We start from the raw sequence: 21,735 nt of genomic DNA on the forward strand, positions 1-21,735 counted from the left end.
CACCCATCCGGCAGCGTCCGTCACGCCGCGACCGGAACCGCCGACGCCGCCCCGTTCGTGGCGGGGGACAGCGCCAGCTCCAGGACCTGGCGGACGTCGGTCACGGCGTGGACGTCGAGCTTGTCCAGCACCTCGGCCGGGACGTCGTCCAGGTCGGCCTCGTTCCGCTTGGGGATGATCACGGTGGTGACCCCGGCCCGGTGTGCCGCCAGCAGCTTCTGCTTGACGCCGCCGATCGGCAGCACCCGCCCGGTCAGCGACACCTCACCGGTCATCGCCACATCCGTACGGACCAGCCGTCCGGAGAGCAGCGAGGCCAGTGCGGTGGTCATCGTGATACCCGCGCTCGGTCCGTCCTTGGGCACCGCGCCCGCCGGGAAGTGGATGTGCACACCCCGGTCCTTCAGGTCGGCGACCGGCAGTTCGAGCTCGGCACCGCGCGAACGCAGGAAGGACAGGGCGATCTGCGCGCTCTCCTTCATCACGTCGCCCAGCTGACCGGTGAGGGTCAGCCCGGCCGCGCCCGTCTCGGGGTCGGCGAGGGACGCCTCGACGAAGAGGACGTCACCGCCCGCGCCGGTGACCGCGAGCCCGGTCGCGACACCCGGCACCGCCGTCCGCCGCTCGGCCGGGTCCTGCGCGGACTCGGGCACGTGGTGCGGCCGGCCGATCAGGTCCCGCAGTTCGCCGTCGGTGACGGTGAACGGCAGCTTCCGCTCGCCCAGCTCGTGCTCGGCCGCGACCTTGCGCAGCAGCCGTGCGACGGACCGCTCCAGGTTGCGGACGCCCGCCTCGCGGGTGTACTCGCCGGCGAGCTTGCGCAGCGCGCTCTCGTCGATGGTGACCTCGTCCTTGTCGAGACCCGCGCGCTCCAGCTGCCGGGGCAGCAGGTGGTCGCGGGCGATGACGACCTTCTCGTCCTCGGTGTAGCCGTCGAGGCGGACCAGCTCCATACGGTCGAGCAGGGCCTCCGGGATGGCGTCGAGCACATTGGCCGTGGCGAGGAACACCACGTCGCTCAGGTCGAGTTCGACCTCCAGGTAGTGGTCGCGGAACGTGTGGTTCTGCGCCGGGTCCAGCACCTCCAGGAGGGCCGCGGCGGGGTCGCCGCGGAAGTCGGAGCCGACCTTGTCGATCTCGTCGAGGAGCACGACCGGGTTCATGGACCCGGCCTCCTTGATGGCGCGCACGATCCGGCCGGGCAGCGCGCCGACGTACGTACGCCGGTGGCCGCGGATCTCGGCCTCGTCGCGGACGCCGCCGAGGGCGACGCGGACGAACTTGCGGCCCATGGCGTGCGCGACGGACTCGCCGAGCGAGGTCTTGCCGACGCCGGGCGGGCCGACGAGCGCGAGGACGGCACCGCCGCGCCGGCCGCCCACCACACCGAGTCCCCGGTCGTTGCGGCGCTTGCGCACCGCGAGGTACTCGGTGATGCGCTCCTTCACGTCCTCCAGGCCCGCGTGCTCGGCGTCGAGGACCCGCTGGGCGCCCTTGATGTCGTAGGCGTCCTCGGTCCGTTCGTTCCACGGGAGTTCGAGGACGGTGTCGAGCCAGGTCCTGATCCAGCTGCCCTCGGGCGACTGGTCGCTGGACCGCTCCAGCTTGTCGACCTCCTTGAGCGCGGCCTCGCGGACGTTCTCGGGAAGGTCGGCGGCCTCGACGCGGGTCCGGTAGTCGTCGGACTCCTCGCCGTCCTGTTCACCGTTGATCTCGCGCAGTTCCTTGCGCACGGCCTCCAGCTGGCGCCGCAGCAGGAACTCGCGCTGCTGCTTGTCGACGCCCTCCTGGACGTCCTTGGCGATGGTCTCGGCGACGTCCTGCTCGGCGAGGTGGTCGCGCAGCTGCTGGGTGGCGAGCTTCAGACGGGCGACCGGGTCGCCGGTCTCCAGCAGCTCGATCTTCTGCTCGGTGGTCAGGTAGGGCGAGTAACCGGAGTTGTCGGCAAGGGCGGACACGTCGTCGATGGCCTGGACGCGGTCCACGACCTGCCAGGCGCCGCGCTTGCGCAGCCAGCTGGTGGCGAGTGCCTTGTACTCCTTGACCAGTTCGGTGACGCTGCCCGGCAGCGGGTCGGGCACGGTCTCGTCGATCCGTGTGCCCTCCACCCACAGCGCGGCACCCGGGCCGGTGGTGCCGGCGCCGATCTGCACGCGGCCACGTCCCCGGATCAGGGCGCCCGGGTCACCGTCGGCGAGCCGGCCGACCTGCTCGACCGTGCCGAGCACACCCGTGGTCGCGTACACACCGTCGATGCGCGGCACCAGGAGCAGCCGGGGCTTCCCGGGCTCCGAGCGGGCGGCGGCCTGGGCGGCCTCCACCGCGGCGCGCACATCGGCGTCGTTCAGGTCCAGCGGTACCACCATCCCGGGCAGCACGACCTCTTCGTCGAGCGGCAGCACGGGCAACGTGAGCGGTGTGAACGCCGTGGACTCAGCAGCCATGATCTCCCCTTAGGCAGTCAAGTTGAGTTATGCCGACTCAATGCTCGTGAGCCCCGGAATGTTCCCCAGCCGGTGTTCGCTCTGAGCGATCACTCCGCGCACCCCTGGTGACATTGGAGAACGCCCGCCGGGACGGATCGATTCCGGGCCACGCCCACCCGTCGCACGTAATAGACTCCGGCCATCTTCAGCCATTACAGGGGGATCGATGGACGAGACCGTACGGGCCTGGATCGCCGGGTGGGTCGTGTCGCGCGGGGCCGCACGGCCGCGGGCCGAGCCGTGGGGCTGGACGATCGACGTCGGCCAGGCAGCACACGTGACCCGGCACGTGCTGGGGGCCACGGGCGACGCCGTGGAGGAGGAGACCGTACGGAAGGTGGCGGGGTCCGTACTCGGCCGCGGGGTCTGGCTGAAGGTCTTCGCGGCTCCCGACCGGGTCGGACCGTGGCTGGACGGCGGCTGGTGGATCGACCCCGAGCCCGGCTGTCTGATGTCCGTCCGGCTGCCCGGCACGGACGCGGCCCGCGAGCGGCCCCTTCCCGACGGGTACCGGCTGCGCGAGTGGGAGCAGGGCGGGGTGACGCGGGTGCTGGTCACGGCGGCGGACGGCTCCTTCGCGGCACGCGGGCAGATCGCGCCGACCGGCCCGACCGCGGTCGTCGACCAGGTCGAGACGGATCCGGACCACCGGCGCCGGGGCCTGGGCAGCCTCGTCATGCGCACGCTGCACCGCGCGGCGGCCGGGCAGGGCGCCCACACCGCCGTACTCGGCGGCACACCGGAGGGCCGGGCGCTGTACGAGTCGCTGGGCTGGCGGGTGGTGGCGCCCCTGACGAGCGCCAGGTTCGTGGGGGACGGGAACAGGGTCACCGCCGCCTGACCCGGCGCCGGCGCATCCCGCACCCGTACACCCGTGCCCGAAGCCCGTTTGCAGGGCGGTGACCGACGGAATGCAACCCCTGCGCGCCCGGCATGTCCTGAACCGGGCGCAGGGGGGATGACCAATGGGGCCGTTGATCGCTGTGGTGGGGAGCGCCGATCCCGGACGGAGCTTCGATCCGCCGCTGACCGACCCGGGGGCCGCGCTGACGGCGTGCGAGGAGATCGGCGCGGAACTGGCCGCGAGCGGATGCCGGATCATCGTCTACTCCAGCGAGCCGCAGTTCATCGAGAACCACGTCGTCACCGGCTTTCTGACCCGGGACGACCTGCCGCCCGGCGCCGTCCAGGTCCGGCCGCCCTACGACGACGGCCGGACCGACTTCCCGCACCGCGACGACCGGCCCGAGGTGTTCGACGTACGGCACGAGCCGGACGGCGACTGGCAGGTGAGCTTCTACCGGTCGCTGCGCGAGGTCGACGGGGTGGTGCTCGTCGGCGGCGGCCGCTCGACGCTGATCACCGGCATGATCTGCCTCGCCTTCGGTATTCCGCTGTATCCGCTCGCGGGCTTCGGGGGCGCCGCCCGCAAGGTCTGGGAGACCATGAACCGGGCCGGCCACCACGCCACCCCGGACGCCGTGAACACCATGGGCGCGCCGTGGGCCCCGGGCAGCGCGCAGCGGCTGGTGCGGGGGCTGGCCGCGCAGCAGGAGCGGCGTGCGGAGAAGCAGCGCGAGGAGGCCAGGGCGCGGCGCGGGGCGACCCTGCGGGCCGGGCTCGGCGCGGTCACCGGAATGCTGCTGCTCCTGCTCGGCTTCGCCACCATCCCGCTGACGTACGCCGTCGACTCCAGCATCGCCGTCAACCTGAGCGCGCTCGTGGTGGGAGCCCTCGCCACCGGCACGTCGGGGGCGATCACCCGGACCGTCTTCGACCACGAGACACGCTGGGCGCGCACCGCCGTCCTCGGCATGTCGGCGGGCGGCATCGCCTTCCTGCTCTTCGTCTCGGCCCAGCTCGCGGCCTCCCCCGACATCCTGGCCGGGGACGGTGTGCGGCGCCTGCTCTTCTTCGTGCTCGCCGTCGGCTATGTCTCCGGGTTCACCTTCGACGCCCTCTACAACCGGCTCAAGCAGGCGGAACCGCCGGCGCCCCCGCCCCTTTCGGGGCTGCCGACCGGTGTGCCGGGCGGTGCGGCCGTGCCGGGCGGTACGAGCGCGGCGCAGGGGCCGGGGAACCCGTGATGGACACCTCGTCCCGGCTGAACGTGTTCCTGAGCCACCGCTACCACTCACCGGCGGAGAACCAGTACTTCTGGGAGCTGCTCAGCGCCGCCGAGGGTGTCTCGTTCCGGGTCGACGAGGCACTGTCCTTCACCAGCCCGGTACGGCTGGAGCGGCTGATCCGGGACGCGGACGGGTTCGTCGGCATCCATCCGCTGCCTGGCGGGCCCCGCCGCGTACACGCGCTGTCCCAACTGCGCGACACCGCACGGTACTTCCGGCTCGAACTCGGCATGGCCGTGCGGGCCCGCAAACCGGCCGTGGTCTTCCACGACCAGCGGCTGCTCCCCGCCCTGCGGGCCCCGCAGAGCGTCCGGCTCCTGCCGTACGACGCCCAGGAGATCGACGCCGCCCAGCACTCCTCGCTGCCGACCAGGGTCGGGTCGGCCTACCGGGGTTTCCTCGCCGAGGCCCACGCGGTGGCGTCGGCGCCCCGGCGGCGGTCGTACCAGCCCCGCCGGGTCGGTCTCGTGGTGTCCCCGCAGAACGCGGTCGCCGTACCGGCGCTGACGGAGCTGCTGCACGATCTCGCCTGGGAGCCCGTCGTCCTGCCGTGGCCGCCCAGGCTCGACGCCGATCTGATCTCCTGGCTGCGCGCGTGCGACTGGACGGTGATCGACCTCGACCATGTGCCCGGCCGGCTCGTCGCCGCCTTCGCGCACGGACAGTTCGTGCCGCACCTGCCGATCGTGCGCTCCGGCATCCCCGCCGCGGACGAGGAGACGCTCTACGGCGCCTCCCGCACCGGCCACCGCAACGCGATCGTGAAGTGGAGCGACCCCGCCGACCTCGTCCCGGCCGTCGAACCGCACCTGTGGGTCGTCGACGAGCAGTCCCTCTACATCGGCAGCGCCGACCAGGCCGTCGCGTACTTCCGCTCCGCCGCCAAGCGCAACGAACGGGTCTTCCTCAGCTACGCCACCGCCAACGGCGACCGGGCCGCCGAGTTCTCCCAGCTCCTGGGCGACCGGTTCCAGAACGTGTTCAACTTCCGCGAGCACGGCGCCATCGGGGTCGGCGAGGACTGGCTGGACCGGCTGATCGGCAATCTGGCCCGGTCCGCGATCGGCGTGCTGCTGCTCTCCCCGGCGTATCTGGACAGCGAGTACTGCATGCTCGAGGCCCGCGAGCTGTACCGGCGCGCGGTAGAGGGCCAGGTGAAGCTCGTCCCCGTGTGCCTGGAGCGGATGGAGCTCCCCGAGTTCCTGAAGAGCACCCAGTACCGGGCCCTGTACCACCAGAAACCCGAGGAGATCGTCACCGAGCTGCTGTCGCAGCTGTCCGCCACCGCCTGACGCACCGCCAGGCGCGGTCCGTAATTCCGTCGGGCGGGCGTCGGGAAAATGCCAGGATGGGCGGATGCCCACCAGCCCCGTCAGCGACGACGTCCCGGAAGTTCTCGACCGGCGAGAGGGTCCCCACGGCGAGGTCGTGCTGCGCCGGCACGGCGATCTGCTCCAGATCATCGCCAACGGCTGTTTCCTGATGGACACCTCCGACGGCCGCTCGGAGCGGCTGCTGGTCGACGCCGCACTGGCCGCACTGGACGCCAGGCCCGCGCCGAAGGTGCTGATCGGCGGCCTGGGCGTCGGCTTCTCGCTCGCACACGCCGCCGCCGACCCGCGCTGGGGCCGGATCACGGTCGTGGAGCGCGAACCGGCCGTCGTCGACTGGCACCGGCACGGACCGCTCGGCGCGTTCTCCCGCGCGGCGCTCGACGACCCCCGGACCGAGATCGTCGAGGACGATCTGATCGCCCACGTCGATGAGACGTGCGCCACGTACGACGCGCTGTGCCTGGACATCGACAACGGGCCCGGCTGGACTGTCACGGAGGGCAACGCGGGACTGTACTCCGAGGCCGGAATCGCACGCTGCGCACGGGCGTTGACCCCCGGCGGCGTACTGGCCGTGTGGTCCGCGCAACCCTCCCCGGAATTTGAAGGAACCTTGCGGAATGCCGGTTTCCAACGTGTGCGTACCGAAGAGGTCGAGGTTGCCCGGGGCGTTCCGGACGTCGTGCATCTCGCCGTACGACCTGGATAGCAAAGGCGCGGCGACTGCCCGTACGCTGCCTACCTGACGCGGATCACTCAAGCGTCGGACGCAGTCAAGGAATCACCCCACTGATTCCGGAAAGCACACTTCAGGGGCGGGCGATGGAGCAGACACACACCTCCCAGAACGGCGCGGCGACGGCCACGCCCGGTGCGCAGCGGCGGGTCCTGGTGGTCGAGGACGACCCGACGATCGTCGACGCCATCGCGGCCCGTCTGCGCGCCGAGGGATTTCTGGTGCAAACGGCAATGGACGGCCCGGCGGCCGTTGACACGGCCGAGGCCTGGCAGCCCGATCTGCTGATCCTCGACATCATGCTGCCCGGTTTCGACGGTCTGGAGGTCTGCCGTCGTGTGCAGGCCCAGCGGCCGGTGCCGGTGCTGATGCTCACGGCCCGCGACGACGAGACCGACATGCTGGTCGGGCTCGGCGTGGGCGCCGACGACTACATGACCAAGCCGTTCTCGATGCGGGAGCTGGCGGCGCGTGTGCACGTCCTGCTGCGCCGGGTGGAGCGGGCCGCCATCGCGGCCTCGACGCCGCGCAGCGGCATCCTGCGCCTCGGCGAGCTGGAGATCGACCACGCGCAGCGCCGGGTGCGGGTGCGCTCGGAGGACGTGCATCTCACGCCCACCGAGTTCGACCTGCTGGTCTGTCTGGCGAACACCCCGCGGGCGGTGCTCTCGCGCGAGCAGCTGCTGGCGGAGGTGTGGGACTGGGCGGACGCCTCCGGCACCCGGACGGTCGACAGCCACATCAAGGCGCTGCGCCGGAAGATCGGCGCGGAGCGGATCCGTACGGTGCACGGTGTGGGCTACGCGCTGGAGACACCGACGCCATGAGCGAGGGGCGGCCGGCCGCGAGAAGCAGCCCCGGGGAGCCCTGGGGCGGCGTACGCCCGTTCTCCATCAAGACCAAGCTGGGCGCGCTCGTCGTGACGTCGGTGCTGATCACGACCGGTCTTTCGATGATCGCGGCGCGCACCCAGACGGAGATCCGTTTCATCACGGTCTTCTCGATGATCGCCACGCTGCTGATCACGCAGTTCGTGGCGCACTCGCTGACCGCGCCGCTGGACGACATGAACGCGGTGGCCCGGTCGATCTCGCACGGCGACTACACCCGCCGGGTGCGCGAGAGCCGCCGCGACGAGCTGGGCGACCTGGCCGTCACGATCAACCGCATGGCGGACGAGCTGGAGGCGCAGGACCGCCAGCGCAAGGAGCTGGTCGCCAACGTCTCGCACGAGCTGCGCACGCCGATCGCGGGTCTGCGGGCCGTCCTGGAGAACATCGTGGACGGTGTCACGCAGGCCGACCAGGAGACGATGCGTACGTCCCTGAAGCAGACCGAGCGGCTCGGCCGGCTGGTGGAGACACTGCTCGACCTGTCGCGGCTGGACAACGGCGTCGTACCGCTGAAGCAGCGGCGGTTCGAGGTGTGGCCGTATCTGTCGGGGGTGCTGAAGGAGGCCAACATGGTCGCCTCCGCGCGGGCGGACCTCGCGTCCGGCTCCGGCGGCCACACCCGTACCGACGTCCATCTGCATCTGGACGTCTCGCCGCCGGAGCTGACCGCGCACGCCGACCCGGAGCGGATCCACCAGGTCGTGGCCAATCTGATCGACAACGCGGTCAAGCACAGCCCGCCGCACGGCCGGGTGACGGTGAAGGCGCGGCGCGGCGGCCGTCCGGAGTCGCTGGAGCTGGAGGTCCTCGACGAGGGGCCCGGCATTCCGCGTTCGGAGTGGCACCGGGTCTTCGAGCGCTTCAACCGGGGTGCGGTGAACCGGCCGCACGGTCCGGGCAGCGACGGCGGTACGGGACTGGGGCTTGCGATCGCGCGCTGGGCGGTCGATCTGCACGGCGGCCGGATCGGAGTGGCCGAATCCGAGCGGGGTTGTCGGATTCTTGTCACCCTTCCGGGAGACTCGATCGTCCCAAGTTGACGTAAAGTTCGAAGCGGAGCCTGAAGATCCAGCTGGGTCCGCAGCAGACGGACACGTGTGATCAGGGTGTGATCAGGCGAAGGACGGCGCGTGGCACGCGCCGGACCTGCGTCGACGCGATCCCGCAGAAGCGGAACTGCGTTTGTTTCCCGCCATTTCCACCCCCGAAACACCCCGTCAGATGTGACTTACGCGACGATGAACCGGCCCGACCTGACCTTCCCGGTCAGCAAGGCGTAGCCTTAATTCCCGCTGTCCATCACCTTGTGAAGCGGAAGAGGGCGGTTGCCGCCGTGTCGCCACAGTCCCCCAGTAACTCGAGCATCTCGACCGACGCCGACCAAGCGGGCAAGAACCCCGCGGCCGCGTTCGGTCCGAACGAGTGGCTCGTCGACGAGATCTATCAGCAGTACCTCCAGGACCCGAATTCGGTAGACCGAGCCTGGTGGGACTTCTTCGCCGACTACAAGCCGGGGGCTCCCGCAGCCCCGGCCGCATCGGCGGGTACCGCGGCCGCGGGGGCCGCGGAGACCACCACCAGCACGGCTCCGGCCGCGCCCGCCGCCCCGGCGGCCCAGGCGCCGGCACCACAGGCCGCTCCGGCGGCCCCGGCTCCGGCCGCCGCCCCGACGCCCGCAGCCGCGCCCGCCGCGGCCAAGGCACCGGCCCAGGCGTCCGCGCCGGCCGCGGCCCCGGCTCTCGCCCCGGCGAAGCAGGCCGCACCGGCCGCGAAGCCCGTGGCCAAGGCCGAGCCGGCCGCCCAGGCCCCCGAGGGCCCGGAGCTGGTGACGCTGCGCGGCCCCGCCGCCGCCGTGGTCAAGAACATGGACGCCTCGCTGGAGGTGCCGACGGCCACGTCCGTGCGCGCCGTCCCGGTGAAGCTGCTGTTCGACAACCGCATCGTCATCAACAACCACCTCAAGCGCGCCCGCGGCGGGAAGATCTCCTTCACGCACATCATCGGGTACGCGATGGTGCAGGCCATCAAGGCGATGCCCGCCATGAACTGGTCGTACCAGGTCAAGGACGGCAAGCCGACGCTGGTCAAGCCCGACCACGTGAACCTCGGCCTCGCCATCGACCTGGTCAAGCCGAACGGCGACCGCCAGCTCGTCGTCGCGGCCATCAAGAAGGCCGAGACGCTCAACTTCTTCGAGTTCTGGCAGGCCTACGAGGACATCGTCCGGCGCGCCCGCGACGGCAAGCTGACGATGGCCGACTTCACCGGCGTCACGGTCTCGCTGACCAACCCCGGCGGCCTCGGCACCGTCCACTCGGTGCCGCGTCTGATGCCCAACCAGTCGGTCATCATGGGCGTCGGCTCCATGGACTACCCGGCGGAGTTCCAGGGCACCTCGCAGGACACCCTGAACAAGCTCGGCATCTCCAAGGTCATGACGCTCACGTCGACCTACGACCACCGGGTCGTCCAGGGCGCCGCGTCCGGCGAGTTCCTCCGCCAGGTCGCCAACCTGCTCCTCGGTGACAACGAGTTCTACGACGCCATCTTCGAGGCCCTGCGCATCCCCTACGAGCCGGTCCGCTGGCTCAAGGACATCGACGCCAGCCACGACGACGACGTCACGAAGGCCGCCCGCGTCTTCGAGCTGATCCACTCCTACCGGGTCCGCGGCCACGTCATGGCCGACACCGACCCGCTGGAGTACCGCCAGCGCAAGCACCCCGACCTCGACATCACCGAGCACGGGCTGACCCTGTGGGACCTGGAGCGCGAGTTCGCCGTCGGCGGCTTCTCCGGCAAGTCCCTGATGAAGCTGCGCGACATCCTCGGTGTGCTGCGCGACTCGTACTGCCGCACCACCGGCATCGAGTTCATGCACATCCAGGACCCCAAGCAGCGCAAGTGGATCCAGGACCGGGTCGAGCGCGGCCACACCAAGCCGGAGCGCGAGGAGCAGCTGCGCATCCTGCGCCGGCTGAACGCCGCTGAGGCGTTCGAGACGTTCCTCCAGACCAAGTACGTCGGCCAGAAGCGCTTCTCGCTGGAGGGCGGCGAGTCCGTCATCCCGCTGCTCGACGCGGTCCTCGACTCGGCCGCCGAGTCGCGGCTCGACGAGGTCGTCGTCGGTATGGCCCACCGCGGCCGGCTGAACGTGCTGGCGAACATCGTCGGCAAGTCGTACGCGCAGATCTTCCGCGAGTTCGAGGGCAACCTCGACCCGAAGTCGATGCACGGCTCCGGCGACGTGAAGTACCACCTGGGCGCCGAGGGCACCTTCACCGGTCTGGACGGCGAGCAGATCAAGGTCTCGCTCACCGCCAACCCCTCGCACCTGGAGGCGGTCGACCCGATCCTGGAGGGCGTCAGCCGCGCCAAGCAGGACATCATCAACAAGGGCGGCACGGACTTCACGGTCCTGCCGGTGGCGATCCACGGCGACGCGGCCTTCGCGGGCCAGGGCGTGGTGGCCGAGACCCTCAACATGTCGCAGCTGCGCGGCTACCGCACCGGCGGCACGGTCCACATCGTCATCAACAACCAGGTCGGCTTCACGGCGGCTCCCGAGTCGTCGCGCTCCTCGATGTACGCCACGGACGTGGCCCGCATGATCGAGGCCCCGATCTTCCACGTGAACGGCGACGACCCCGAGGCCGTCGTCCGCGTCGCGCGCCTGGCCTTCGAGTTCCGGCAGGCGTTCAACAAGGACGTGGTGATCGACCTCATCTGCTACCGCCGCCGCGGTCACAACGAGTCGGACAACCCGGCCTTCACCCAGCCGCTGATGTACGACCTGATCGACAAGAAGCGCTCGGTGCGCAAGCTCTACACCGAGTCCCTCATCGGTCGCGGCGACATCACCCTGGAGGAGGCCGAGCAGGCGCTCCAGGACTACCAGGGGCAGCTGGAGAAGGTCTTCACGGAGGTCCGCGAGGCCACCTCGCAGCCGGCCGCCGTCGAGATCCCGGACACCCAGGCCGAGTTCCCGGTCCAGGTGTCCACGGCCGTCACCGCCGAGGTCGTCAAGCGGATCGCCGAGTCCCAGGTCAACATCCCCGACCACATCACCGTCCACCCGCGTCTGCTGCCGCAGTTGCAGCGCCGGGCGGCGATGGTCGAGGACGGCACGATCGACTGGGGCATGGGCGAGACGCTCGCGATCGGCTCCCTGCTCCTGGAGGGTGTCCCGGTCCGCCTCGCGGGCCAGGACTCGCAGCGCGGCACGTTCGGCCAGCGGCACGCGGTCATCATCGACCGTGAGACGGGCGCCGAGCACACACCGCTCCAGTACCTCTCCGAGGACCAGGCCCGGCTCAACGTCTACAACTCCCTGCTCTCCGAGTACGCGGCCATGGGCTTCGAGTACGGCTACTCGCTGGCCCGCCCGGACGCGCTCGTGATGTGGGAGGCGCAGTTCGGCGACTTCGTCAACGGCGCGCAGACGGTCGTGGACGAGTTCATCTCGTCGGCCGAGCAGAAGTGGGCGCAGACCAGCGGCGTTGTACTGCTCCTGCCGCACGGCTACGAGGGCCAGGGCCCGGACCACTCCTCGGCCCGGCCCGAGCGGTTCCTCCAGCTGTGCGCGCAGAACAACATGACGGTCGCGATGCCGACCCTGCCGTCGAACTACTTCCACCTGCTGCGGTGGCAGTCGCACAACCCGCACCACAAGCCGCTGGTCGTCTTCACCCCGAAGTCGATGCTGCGTCTGAAGGCGGCGGCGTCGAAGGCGGACGAGTTCACCACCGGCAACTTCCGCCCGGTCATCGGCGACGACTCCGTCGACGCGGCCGCGGTGAAGAAGGTCGTCTTCTGCGCCGGCAAGGTCTACTACGACCTGGACGCGGAGCGGAAGAAGCGCGGCATCACGGACACGGCGATCATCCGTATCGAGCGCCTGTACCCGCTGCCGGGTGCCGAGCTCCAGGCGGAGATCCGCAAGTACCCGAACGCCGAGAAGTACCTGTGGGCCCAGGAGGAGCCGGCGAACCAGGGCGCGTGGCCCTTCATCGCGCTCAACCTGATCGACCACCTGGACCTGGCGGTCGGCGCCGACGTCCCGCACGACGAGCGTCTGCGCCGCATCTCGCGTCCGCACGGCTCGTCCCCGGCGGTCGGCTCCGCGAAGCGCCACCAGGCTGAGCAGGAGCAGCTGGTGAACGAGGTGTTCGAGGCGTAACCCGCGAAGCAGTCGCCACGCGGCCGGGCCGCACCCTCTTCCGGAGGGTGCGGCCCGGCCTCTTTCGCCCATTTATTCTGGACGGCATGTACTTCACCGACCGAGGCATCGAAGAGCTGGAGAAGCGGCGTGGCGAGCAGGAGATCACGTTCGAGTGGCTCGCGGAGCAGCTGCGGACGTTCGTCGACCTGAACCCGGACTTCGAGGTGCCGGTCGAGCGCCTCGCCACCTGGCTGGCCCGGCTGGACGACGACGAGGACGAGGACGAGTAGGACGCGGACGAGCTCGGTTCAGGGGCGGTGTCCTTGCGGGCGCCGCCCCTGTCGTGTGTGACCGGACATCCGCGACAGTCTTGACTTTCCGTTTCCGCGATATATCGTGAGAAGCGGAAGTCGCGATATGGCGTGTGCTGTGTCGGGGAGTCTCCGTCCGGTCGCGTGCGCGGTCCGGCCCGGTCGAGGAGGTCTGCACCATGTCCGAGTGGTCCGTCGCGGAGCCGAGGAAGCTCACCTTCGACGAGCCCGTCAGCGAACTCCACGTACGCATCGTCAACGGAACGGTGAACGTGGTGGGCACCGACGAGAGTTCCGCCCGTCTGGAGGTCTCCGAGGTCGACGGGCCGCCCCTGATCGTGACCCACGAGGACGGCACCCTCACCGTGGCCTACGAGGACCTGCCCTGGAAGGGATTCCTCAAGTGGCTCGACCGCAAGGGCTGGCGCCGCAGCGCCGTCGTCTCCCTGGCCGTGCCCGCGCGCACCCGGGTCGAGGTCGGTGTGGTCGGCGCCACCGCCGTGGTGTCCGGGACCGAGGGCCGCGCCGCGGTGAAGGGCGTCAGCGGGGACACCACACTCGTCGGGCTCACGGGCCCGGTCCGCGCGGACACGGTCTCGGGCAGCGTCGACGCCCAGGCGCTCAACGGCGATCTGCGGTTCAACTCGGTCTCCGGCGACCTCACCGTCGTCGAGGCCGGCTCGTCGGTGAAGGCCGACTCGGTGAGCGGCTCGATGATCGTCGATCTGGACCCGGCGGGCCGCGCCACCGACATCAGCCTCACCAGCGTCTCCGGCGAGATCGCCATCCGGCTGCCGCACCCGGCGGACGCCGAGGTGGAGGCCAACACGGCGAGCGGCCATGTCTCCAACGCCTTCGAGGACCTGAGGGTCAGCGGCCAGTGGGGCGCCAAGCGGATCACCGGCCGGCTCGGCGCGGGCAACGGCAGGCTGAAGGCCACCACGGTCTCCGGCTCCATCGCCCTGCTGCGCCGCCCCGCCACCGAGGAGGAGCCGTGGGACGTGGAGCAGGAGGACACATCGGGGGACAGTTCCGCTTCCGGTCCGGACACCGGCGACCCCGCCGGCCCGGCCGAAGGCACAACCGACAAGAAGGTGCTCTGAGATGCCCCCCGTCTTCGCACACGGCCGGCTCCGGCTCTATCTGCTGAAGCTGCTCGACGAGGCCCCGCGCCACGGCTACGAGGTCATCCGTCTCCTTGAGGAGCGGTTCCAGGGGCTCTACGCACCGTCGGCGGGCACGGTCTACCCGCGTCTGGCCAAGCTGGAGACCGAGGGCCTGGTCACCCACACCACCGAGGGCGGCCGCAAGGTGTACGCCATCACGGATGCCGGCCGCGCCGAACTGGCCGACCGCAGTGGGGAACTGGCCGATCTGGAGCTGGAGATCCGCGAGTCCGTGGCGGAGCTGGCCGCCGAGATCCGGGCCGACGTCCGGGGCGCGGCGGGCGATCTGCGGCGCGAGATGCAGGCGGCGGCGAGCGAGGCCCGGCAGGGTCCGGGCGGGCGGGGCGGCCCCGGGGGCTCCGGTGACCCGGGCGACTTCTCCGACGGGGAGTCCTGGCGCGCGGCGAAGGAGGAGATGCGCCGCGTGAAGCAGGAGTGGAAGGAGCAGGCGCGGCGCGCCAAGGACGAGAGCCGCCGGGCCCGCGAGGAGGCCCAGCGGGCCAGGCGCCAGGCCAAGGAGGCGCAGGAGCGGGCGCGGGCCCAGGCTCAGGAGGAGGTCCAGCGCATCGCCCAGCGGGTCCAGGAGCAGGTGCAGGACCACTTCACCCGCGGCGACTGGCAGACGGGGGTGCGCGAGGGACTGTCCGAACTGGCGAAGGAGTTCGGCGAGTTCGGGAAGGGCTTCGGCACGGAGTTCGGCAAGGACCTGGGCCGGGACTTCGGCTTCGGCCGCGGCGGAGCCGCCAAGTCGGACCCGCGCCCGGAGCACGGCACGGAGCGTGGCGCCGAGCGCGGCCCGGAGTACGAGGAGACTCCGCAGGACTTCCCCGCCGGGTACGAACCGGCGTGGGCCCACGAGGACGCCACCGGCGACCCCGCCCGTGATCTCGACCGGCTCCTCGACCGCTTCCGCGACGACATCCGCGACGCCGCCCGGGACCACGGGGTCACCCCCGACCAGCTCCGTGACGCCCGCCGCCGGCTGTCGACGGCGGCGGCCCACATCGGAGCCCTGCTGCGGGCACCCAGGGCGTAGGGAGTGGGACGTGCCGGGGTGGGGCCTGCTGTGGTGGATGTACCGGGGCGGCTGCGCGGTGGCGGCCCGCCCGGCGGAAGGTGAGGCCGGCGCCGATTCCGGTTCCGGTGCCGGCTTCGGCGCCCGTGCCGGTGGCTCAGCCCGCCTTCGCCTCTCCCCCGCCGCCCAGGACGCGGGTCACCGACTCGTAGGTCACTCCGTGGTCGGCGAGCACCTCGGCGGGGACACCGGGGCGGGAGGTCAGCGCGAGCAGAAGGTGCTCGTCGCCGATCCGGCGGTCCCGGCGGGCGATCGCGATCCGCAGGGACCCCTCCAGTACGTCCTTGGCACCGCGGCCGAAGGACCGGCGCCCGCTCCACCGGCCCCGGTCCTTCTGGTCACCGGACATCGCGCCGACGCCGTGCGCCTCCTCGACCCGGGAGACGATCTCGGTGACGTCGATGCCGAGCCCGGCGAGGGCATCGGCCTCCGACTGGGACAGCCCGGCCCGGCGCCGCGCCGCGCCCAGCGACTCCCGGACCGCTTCCGCGCGCTCGGTGAGGCCGAGGGCGGCCAGCGCGAAAGAGCCCTTGCCGCCGGGGCGGTCCAGTAGCGCCAGCAGCAGGTGTTCGGCCTCGACGGTGTGGGCGCCGGCCCGCTCGCACTGGTCAACCGCGCCCGTGACGACTTCGCGGGCGTCCTTCGTGAACCGTTCGAACATCATCGCCTCCCGTACTTCTTGTGCACGGCCTGCCTGGTCACTCCGAGTTCCGCGGCGATCTCCTGCCACGACCAGCCCTGATTGCGCGCACTGCGCACCTGTACGGCTTCCAACTGCTCCAGCAGCCTGCGCAGCGCGGCGACGGCCCGCAGTCCGACCCGTGGATCGCGGTCGCCGGCGCTCTGGGCGAGATCCGTTGCTTCGGTCATGCTGTCAACGTACGTTGACAGCACCGGCGCGTCAACCGTAGTTGACATGCCGGTGCTGTCGCGGTCTGCTGTCGCGGTCGCCGCCGGACTACTGGCTACTGGCTACTGGCTACTGGCTACTGGCTACTGAGCACGATCTTTCCGAACTGCCCGCCCGACTCCATCCGTTCGAACCCCTCACGGGCCCGGTCCATGGGCAGCACCTCGTCGATGACGGGCCGCACCCCGGTGGTGGCACAGAAGGAGAGCAGGTCCTCCAGCTCGTCCTTGGTACCCATCGTGGAGCCGACGATCCGCAGCTCCAGGAAGAAGACGCGGGTCAGCTCGGCGTGCGACGGCCGGTCGCCGCTGGTGGCACCGGAGATGACAAGCGTGCCGCCGGGCCGCAGCGACTTCACCGAGTGCGACCAGGTGGCCGCGCCCACGGTCTCGATCACGGCGTCCACCCGCTGGGGCAGCCGCGCACCCGGCTCCACCGCCTCGACGGCACCGAGTTCCAGGGCCCGCCTGCGCTTGGCCTCGTCCCGGCTGGTCGCGAAGACCCGCAGCCCGGCCGCCTTGCCGAGCACGATCGCGGCCGTGGCGACCCCGCCGCCGGCGCCCTGCACCAGCACCGAGTCACCGGGCCGTACACCGGCGTTGGTGAAGAGCATGCGGTAGGCGGTCAGCCAGGCGGTGGGCAGACAGGCGGCCTCCTCGAAGGAGAGCTCCCTGGGCTTGGGCAGGACGTTCCAGGCGGGGACGGCGACCTGTTCGGCGAAGGTGCCCTGGTAGCGCTCGGTGAGGATCGAGCGCTGTTCCCCGGGACCGACGCCGTGTCCGGACTGGCCGATGACGGAGTGCAGGACGACCTCGTTGCCGTCCTGGTCGACGCCGGCGGCGTCGCAGCCGAGGATCATCGGCAGCCGGTCCTCCGGCAGTCCGACGCCGCGCAGGGACCACAGGTCGTGATGGTTGAGGGAGGCGGCCCTGACGTCGACGACGGTCCAGTCGGGACGGGCCTCGGGGGCGGGGCGCTCCCCCAGCTCGAGTCCGGCGAGCGGCTGGTCACGGTCGATTCGGGCGGCGTAGACAGCGAACATGGGGCCGACGATAGGTTCCCGCGGGGCGCGGGGGAACGGCGGCGCTCTGTGACACATGCCCACTTGCCAAGCCGAAAAGGGGGAAGACCCCGCCCGGAGGGCGGGGTCTTCCGGGCGCCCGCCTACCGGCGGGCAACGCCCTCCGCACGGGCGGCGGCAGCAACAGCCGCGGTCACCGCGGGGGCGACGCGCTCGTCGAACGGTGACGGAATCACGTAGTCCGCCGCGAGGTCCTCACCGACGACCCCGGCCAGCGCTTCCGCCGCCGCGAGCTTCATGCCCTCGGTGATCCGGGAGGCCCGCACCTGGAGCGCGCCCGCGAAGATGCCCGGGAACGCCAGCACGTTGTTGATCTGGTTCGGGAAGTCGGACCGCCCGGTGGCGACGACCGCCGCGTACTTGTGGGCGACGTCCGGGTGCACCTCGGGGTCCGGGTTGGCCATGGCGAACACGAACGCGCCCTTGGCCATGGAGGCGACCGCCGCCTCCGGGACCGTACCGCCGGAGACGCCGATGAAGACGTCCGCGCCTTCCAGCGCCGCTTCGAGCGTGCCCGTGAGCCCGGCCTTGTTGGTGTAGCCGGCCAGCTCGCGCTTGACCGGGGTGAGGTCGTCCCGGCCGGCCGAGACCACGCCCTTGCGGTCGGTGACGGCGACGTCCCCGATCCCGGCCTCGATCAGCATCTTGGCGATGGCCACACCCGCGGCACCGGCGCCGGAGATCACGGCCCGCAGCTCGGCAAGGGACCTGCCGCTGAGCCGCGCCGCGTTGCGCAGGGCGGCCAGCGTCACGACCGCCGTGCCGTGCTGGTCGTCGTGGAAGACCGGGATGTCCAGCCGCTCCTGGAGCCGGCGCTCGATCTCGAAGCACCGCGGCGCCGAGATGTCCTCCAGGTTCACGCCGCCGAAGGAGGGCGCGAGGCGCACCACGGTCTCGATGATCTCGTCGACGTCCGTGCAGGCCAGCGCGAGCGGGACCGCGTCCACGCCGCCGAACTGCTTGAACAGGATCGCCTTGCCCTCCATGACCGGGAGGGAGGCCTCGGGTCCGATGTCCCCGAGTCCGAGGACGGCCGTACCGTCGGTCACGACGGCGACGACGGAGGACTTCCAGGTGTAGTCGTGGACGAGCTCGGGCTGCTCGGCGATCGCGGTGCACACTTTCGCGACGCCGGGTGTGTATGCGAGGGACAGGTCGTCCTTGTCCCGGACCGGCACGGTGGCCTGCACGGCCATCTTGCCGCCCCGGTGCAGGGCGAACGCCGGATCGAAGGAGTCGAGGGGCTCCCCGGCCTCCCGTTCCGTACTGCCGTCGCTGCGAGGATTGACGATCTCCGCTGCCACTTTGTGTGACCCCTTAGGTGTTCTTGGTTTGAGGGTGGCCGCCCCTGGTGAGAGGCGGGCGGGCACCGCGTACGGCCCAGAGATTGCGGACGGGCGTACACGACGGGCGCGCCGCACACGCGCCCTGAGCCCCGGATGAGGGGTGTAAAGAACCTTCTTACCGGACGACCCTCACCGAGGACGAGTCCATACCGCGAAGCTCACATCCCGACGCCGAAGATCTTCCTGCTGGAAGGGGGCGTTCCAGTAGAAGGTCCGGTCCCGATGTACCGGACTGATGCGATTCGGGGTGGTCCCGTTATCCGATTTTGACATGACTGGCCCCCTGAATGCCTCAGTCCGAATGGCAAGATGCCCTAATCACACGGGGTCGCGACACTCGAAGACGTGTGCTCTCGTCGACCACATCGGCAACTCCACCCATCCGCCGGAGGAACCCACCATGACCGCAAGCACCACACGTCGTACGACCGCCACGCGCACCCGGCTGGCATCGGTCGCCTCGATCGCGGTCGCAGGCGCCCTGATTCTCACCGGCTGTGGTGACCAGACGGAGAGCAGCGGGTCCGAGAGCGAGGACACCGGCTCCGCGGTGGCGGCCCCGCTGGCCGATCAGCTGCCGAAGGAGATCCGCGACAAGGGCGTCATCAAGGTCGGCTCGGACATCGCGTACGCGCCCGTCGAGTTCAAGGACGACGCCGGCAAGACCGTCGGTATCGACCCGGACCTCGCCGCGGCGATGGGCAAGCAGCTCGGCGTGACGTTCGAGTTCGAGAACGGCACGTTCGACACCCTGATCACCGGTCTGCGCTCCAAGCGGTACGACATCGCGATGTCCGCGATGACCGACACCAAGGACCGCCAGGACGGTGTCGACTCCGACACCGGCAAGAAGGTCGGCGAGGGCGTCGACTTCGTCGACTACTTCACGGCCGGTGTCTCGATCTACACCAAGAAGGGCGACGACCAGGGCATCGCCACTTGGTCGGACCTGTGCGGCAAGACGATCGTCGTGCAGCGCGGCACGGTCTCCGAGGACCTCGCCAAGGCCGAGGCGGAGAAGTGTCCCGGTGGCCAGAAGCTGACCATCGAGGCCTTCGACAACGACCAGCAGGCCCAGACCCGGCTGCGCGCGGGCGGCGCGGACGCCGGCTCGTCCGACTTCCCGGTCGCGGCGTACGCCGTGAAGACCTCCGGCGGCGGCAAGGACTTCGAGCTGGTCGGCGAGCAGGTCGAGGCGGCGCCGTACGGTATCGCGGTGGCCAAGAGCAGCACGGAGCTGCGCGACGCGCTCAAGGCCGCGCTGGATGCCGTGATCGCCAACGGTGAGTACGGCAAGATCCTGGAGAAGTGGGGCGTCACCGAGGGCGCGGTCACCGAGGCCACCGTCAACGGCGGCAAGTGACCGCGGCGACGGCGGGCACTGAAAGGCAACACGCGTGACTGTTGACATCGACAAGACGGACGGACCGGCGGACACCCCGCCGGCCGGTCCCGAGGCCATCAAGGCCATCCCGGTCCGGCACTACGGGCGGTACGTCTCGGCCGTCCTCGCTCTCGCCGTCCTCGGCGGGATCGTCTACGCGTTCTCCCAGGGCAAGATCAACTGGGGCGCGATCCCGGACTACTTCTTCGACGACCGGATCCTCAGCGGTGTCGGCAAGACCCTGCTGATCACCGTGCTGGCCATGGCGATCGGCATCATCGGCGGTGTGCTGCTCGCCGTCGGACGGCTGTCGCGCAACCCGGTGACCTCGTCGATCTCGTGGTTCTACATCTGGTTCTTCCGCGGCACCCCGGTGCTGGTGCAGCTCGTGGTCTGGTTCAACCTGGGCCTGGTCTTCGAGTACATCAACCTCGGCCCGTTCTACAAGGACGAGTGGTCGGACTTCATGACCCCGTTCCTGACGGCGCTGCTCGGGCTCGGGCTCAACGAGGCCGCGTACATGGCGGAGATCTGCCGTGCCGGTCTGCTCTCGGTCGACGAGGGCCAGACCGAGGCGAGCCACGCGCTGGGCATGAGCCACGCCAAGACGCTGCGCCGGATCGTGATCCCGCAGGCGATGCGCGTGATCGTGCCGCCGACGGGCAACGAGGTCATCAACATGCTGAAGACGACCTCGCTGGTCTCGGTCGTCCAGTACTCCGAGTTGTTCCGGGTCGCCCAGGACATCGGCCAGACGTCCGGCGCCCCCGCCGAGATGCTCTTCCTGGCCGCGGCCTGGTACCTGCTGCTGACCTCGGTCTTCAGCGTCGGCCAGTACTACCTGGAGCGCTATTACGCGCGCGGCTCCAGCCGCAGCCTGCCGGCCACCCCGTTCCAGAAGATCAGGGCGAACGTGCTGTCCCTGTCGAACCGTTCCAAGTCGGCGGGAGGCACCGCATGACCGCCATGGTGAAGGCCGAGGGCGTCCACAAGTCGTTCGGTCTGGTCGAGGTGCTCAAGGGCATCGACCTGGAGGTGGAGTCCGGCGAGGTGTTCTGCCTCATCGGCCCCTCCGGCTCCGGCAAGTCGACGTTCCTGCGGTGCATCAACCACCTGGAGAAGATCAACGCCGGGCGGCTGTACGTCGACGGCGAGCTGGTCGGCTACCGCCAGAAGGGCGACAAGCTGTACGAGCTCAAGGACAGCGAGGTCGCCCTGAAGCGCCGGGACATCGGCATGGTGTTCCAGCGGTTCAACCTGTTCCCGCACATGACCGCGCTGGAGAACGTCATCGAGGCGCCGGTGCAGGTCAAGGGCGTCAGCAAGGCCCAGGCGCGGGAGCGCGCGGGCCAGCTGTTGGAGCGGGTCGGCCTCGCCGACAAGGCGCGGAGCTATCCCTCGCAGCTCTCCGGCGGCCAGCAGCAGCGGGTCGCCATCGCCCGCGCGCTGGCGATGGACCCGAAGCTGATGCTGTTCGACGAGCCGACCTCCGCCCTGGACCCTGAGCTGGTCGGTGACGTCCTCGACGTCATGCGCGACCTCGCCGAGTCCGGCATGACGATGATCGTCGTCACCCACGAGATGGGCTTCGCCCGCGAGGTCGGCGACAGCCTGGTCTTCATGGACGGCGGTGTGGTCGTCGAGTCCGGCAACCCACGCGACGTCCTGACCGACCCCCAGCACGAACGCACCAAGGCATTCCTCTCCAAGGTCCTCTGAGCAC

General features: G+C 70.6%; 18 protein-coding genes. 13 read left to right on the top strand and 5 right to left on the bottom strand.

Features of this window, described 5'->3' with window-relative positions; translation table 11 throughout:
• Positions 1-20: 20 nt before the first annotated feature.
• Complete coding sequence (gene lon, locus ACIQAC_RS26170; RefSeq protein ID WP_402194726.1) at positions 21-2,444, bottom strand: endopeptidase La; 2,424 nt, start codon at positions 2,442-2,444, stop codon at positions 21-23.
• Between the two features lie 208 nt (positions 2,445-2,652).
• Between lon and ACIQAC_RS26175 the strand changes: the two genes are divergently transcribed.
• From ACIQAC_RS26175 to ACIQAC_RS26220, 10 genes are all read left to right on the top strand, one after another.
• Positions 2,653-3,327: a GNAT family N-acetyltransferase gene (locus tag ACIQAC_RS26175; RefSeq protein WP_402194727.1), complete on the top strand. Its 675-nt coding sequence runs from the start codon at positions 2,653-2,655 to the stop codon at positions 3,325-3,327.
• Positions 3,328-3,451: 124 nt separating this feature from the next.
• Complete coding sequence (locus tag ACIQAC_RS26180; protein WP_402194730.1) at positions 3,452-4,573, top strand: hypothetical protein; 1,122 nt, start codon at positions 3,452-3,454, stop codon at positions 4,571-4,573.
• Positions 4,573-5,907: a toll/interleukin-1 receptor domain-containing protein gene (locus ACIQAC_RS26185; protein WP_402194732.1), complete on the top strand. Its 1,335-nt coding sequence runs from the start codon at positions 4,573-4,575 to the stop codon at positions 5,905-5,907. The genes ACIQAC_RS26180 and ACIQAC_RS26185 overlap by 1 nt, the downstream gene beginning before the upstream one ends.
• A gap of 64 nt (positions 5,908-5,971) precedes the next feature.
• Positions 5,972-6,658 carry a spermidine synthase gene (locus ACIQAC_RS26190; protein ID WP_402194734.1) on the top strand — a complete coding sequence of 229 codons (687 nt, stop codon included), beginning with the start codon at positions 5,972-5,974 and terminating at the stop codon, positions 6,656-6,658.
• A gap of 113 nt (positions 6,659-6,771) precedes the next feature.
• Entirely contained in the window at positions 6,772-7,512 is a 741-nt protein-coding gene (locus tag ACIQAC_RS26195; RefSeq protein WP_402194737.1) for a response regulator transcription factor, read from the top strand.
• Complete coding sequence (locus ACIQAC_RS26200) at positions 7,509-8,618, top strand: ATP-binding protein (RefSeq protein ID WP_402194739.1); 1,110 nt, start codon at positions 7,509-7,511, stop codon at positions 8,616-8,618. The genes ACIQAC_RS26195 and ACIQAC_RS26200 overlap by 4 nt, the downstream gene beginning before the upstream one ends.
• Before the next feature lie 293 nt (positions 8,619-8,911).
• Positions 8,912-12,757 (top strand): multifunctional oxoglutarate decarboxylase/oxoglutarate dehydrogenase thiamine pyrophosphate-binding subunit/dihydrolipoyllysine-residue succinyltransferase subunit, encoded by a 3,846-nt coding sequence (locus tag ACIQAC_RS26205; RefSeq protein WP_402194742.1) that lies wholly within the window; start codon positions 8,912-8,914, stop codon positions 12,755-12,757.
• A gap of 86 nt (positions 12,758-12,843) precedes the next feature.
• Positions 12,844-13,029, top strand: coding sequence for a DUF6104 family protein (locus ACIQAC_RS26210; protein WP_402194744.1), 186 nt, complete (start codon positions 12,844-12,846; stop codon positions 13,027-13,029).
• A 200-nt stretch (positions 13,030-13,229) separates the two neighbouring features.
• Positions 13,230-14,153 carry a DUF4097 family beta strand repeat-containing protein gene (locus tag ACIQAC_RS26215; protein WP_402194746.1) on the top strand — a complete coding sequence of 308 codons (924 nt, stop codon included), beginning with the start codon at positions 13,230-13,232 and terminating at the stop codon, positions 14,151-14,153.
• Position 14,154: 1 nt separating this feature from the next.
• Positions 14,155-15,252: a helix-turn-helix transcriptional regulator gene (locus ACIQAC_RS26220; RefSeq protein WP_402194748.1), complete on the top strand. Its 1,098-nt coding sequence runs from the start codon at positions 14,155-14,157 to the stop codon at positions 15,250-15,252.
• Between the two features lie 136 nt (positions 15,253-15,388).
• Here ACIQAC_RS26220 and ACIQAC_RS26225 read toward each other — a convergent pair whose 3' ends face one another.
• The 4 genes from ACIQAC_RS26225 to ACIQAC_RS26240 form a co-directional block, all read right to left on the bottom strand.
• Positions 15,389-15,952: a Clp protease N-terminal domain-containing protein gene (locus ACIQAC_RS26225; RefSeq protein ID WP_402195105.1), complete on the bottom strand. Its 564-nt coding sequence runs from the start codon at positions 15,950-15,952 to the stop codon at positions 15,389-15,391.
• Positions 15,952-16,161, bottom strand: coding sequence for a helix-turn-helix domain-containing protein (locus tag ACIQAC_RS26230; protein ID WP_402194751.1), 210 nt, complete (start codon positions 16,159-16,161; stop codon positions 15,952-15,954). The genes ACIQAC_RS26225 and ACIQAC_RS26230 overlap by 1 nt, the downstream gene beginning before the upstream one ends.
• A gap of 116 nt (positions 16,162-16,277) precedes the next feature.
• A complete protein-coding gene (locus ACIQAC_RS26235) occupies positions 16,278-17,243 on the bottom strand; it encodes a zinc-binding dehydrogenase (RefSeq protein WP_402194752.1) in 966 nt (321 codons plus the stop codon).
• A 122-nt stretch (positions 17,244-17,365) separates the two neighbouring features.
• Positions 17,366-18,586 (bottom strand): NADP-dependent malic enzyme, encoded by a 1,221-nt coding sequence (locus tag ACIQAC_RS26240; RefSeq protein ID WP_402194755.1) that lies wholly within the window; start codon positions 18,584-18,586, stop codon positions 17,366-17,368.
• A gap of 442 nt (positions 18,587-19,028) precedes the next feature.
• On the opposite strand from ACIQAC_RS26240, the gene ACIQAC_RS26245 reads away from it, so the two are divergent.
• The 3 genes from ACIQAC_RS26245 to ACIQAC_RS26255 are packed head-to-tail and all read left to right on the top strand — an operon-like array spanning position 19,029 to position 21,731.
• Positions 19,029-19,991, top strand: coding sequence for an ABC transporter substrate-binding protein (locus ACIQAC_RS26245; RefSeq protein ID WP_402194756.1), 963 nt, complete (start codon positions 19,029-19,031; stop codon positions 19,989-19,991).
• A 34-nt stretch (positions 19,992-20,025) separates the two neighbouring features.
• On the top strand, positions 20,026-20,973 hold the full coding sequence (locus tag ACIQAC_RS26250) for an amino acid ABC transporter permease (protein WP_402194759.1): 948 nt from the start codon (positions 20,026-20,028) through the stop codon (positions 20,971-20,973).
• Complete coding sequence (locus tag ACIQAC_RS26255) at positions 20,970-21,731, top strand: amino acid ABC transporter ATP-binding protein (protein WP_402194761.1); 762 nt, start codon at positions 20,970-20,972, stop codon at positions 21,729-21,731. Before ACIQAC_RS26250 ends, ACIQAC_RS26255 begins: the two co-directional genes overlap by 4 nt.
• Positions 21,732-21,735 lie beyond the last annotated feature (4 nt).

The organism is Streptomyces sp. NPDC088387 (assembly GCF_044753385.1).
Lineage (GTDB): Bacteria > Actinomycetota > Actinomycetes > Streptomycetales > Streptomycetaceae > Streptomyces.

Bases quoted from the DNA above. Each gene is read 5' to 3' on its own strand.
- lon (WP_402194726.1), bottom strand. From the start codon at position 2,444: ATGGCTGCTGAGTCCACGGCGTTCACACCGCTCACGTTGCCCGTGCTG.
- ACIQAC_RS26235 (WP_402194752.1), bottom strand. From the start codon at position 17,243: ATGTTCGCTGTCTACGCCGCCCGAATCGACCGTGACCAGCCGCTCGCC.
- ACIQAC_RS26185 (WP_402194732.1), top strand. From the start codon at position 4,573: ATGGACACCTCGTCCCGGCTGAACGTGTTCCTGAGCCACCGCTACCAC.
- ACIQAC_RS26230 (WP_402194751.1), bottom strand. From the start codon at position 16,161: ATGACCGAAGCAACGGATCTCGCCCAGAGCGCCGGCGACCGCGATCCA.
- ACIQAC_RS26215 (WP_402194746.1), top strand. From the start codon at position 13,230: ATGTCCGAGTGGTCCGTCGCGGAGCCGAGGAAGCTCACCTTCGACGAG.
- ACIQAC_RS26220 (WP_402194748.1), top strand. From the start codon at position 14,155: ATGCCCCCCGTCTTCGCACACGGCCGGCTCCGGCTCTATCTGCTGAAG.
- ACIQAC_RS26245 (WP_402194756.1), top strand. From the start codon at position 19,029: ATGACCGCAAGCACCACACGTCGTACGACCGCCACGCGCACCCGGCTG.
- ACIQAC_RS26200 (WP_402194739.1), top strand. From the start codon at position 7,509: ATGAGCGAGGGGCGGCCGGCCGCGAGAAGCAGCCCCGGGGAGCCCTGG.
- ACIQAC_RS26175 (WP_402194727.1), top strand. From the start codon at position 2,653: ATGGACGAGACCGTACGGGCCTGGATCGCCGGGTGGGTCGTGTCGCGC.
- ACIQAC_RS26190 (WP_402194734.1), top strand. From the start codon at position 5,972: ATGCCCACCAGCCCCGTCAGCGACGACGTCCCGGAAGTTCTCGACCGG.
- ACIQAC_RS26255 (WP_402194761.1), top strand. From the start codon at position 20,970: ATGACCGCCATGGTGAAGGCCGAGGGCGTCCACAAGTCGTTCGGTCTG.
- ACIQAC_RS26180 (WP_402194730.1), top strand. From the start codon at position 3,452: ATGGGGCCGTTGATCGCTGTGGTGGGGAGCGCCGATCCCGGACGGAGC.
- ACIQAC_RS26210 (WP_402194744.1), top strand. From the start codon at position 12,844: ATGTACTTCACCGACCGAGGCATCGAAGAGCTGGAGAAGCGGCGTGGC.
- ACIQAC_RS26195 (WP_402194737.1), top strand. From the start codon at position 6,772: ATGGAGCAGACACACACCTCCCAGAACGGCGCGGCGACGGCCACGCCC.
- ACIQAC_RS26225 (WP_402195105.1), bottom strand. From the start codon at position 15,952: ATGTTCGAACGGTTCACGAAGGACGCCCGCGAAGTCGTCACGGGCGCG.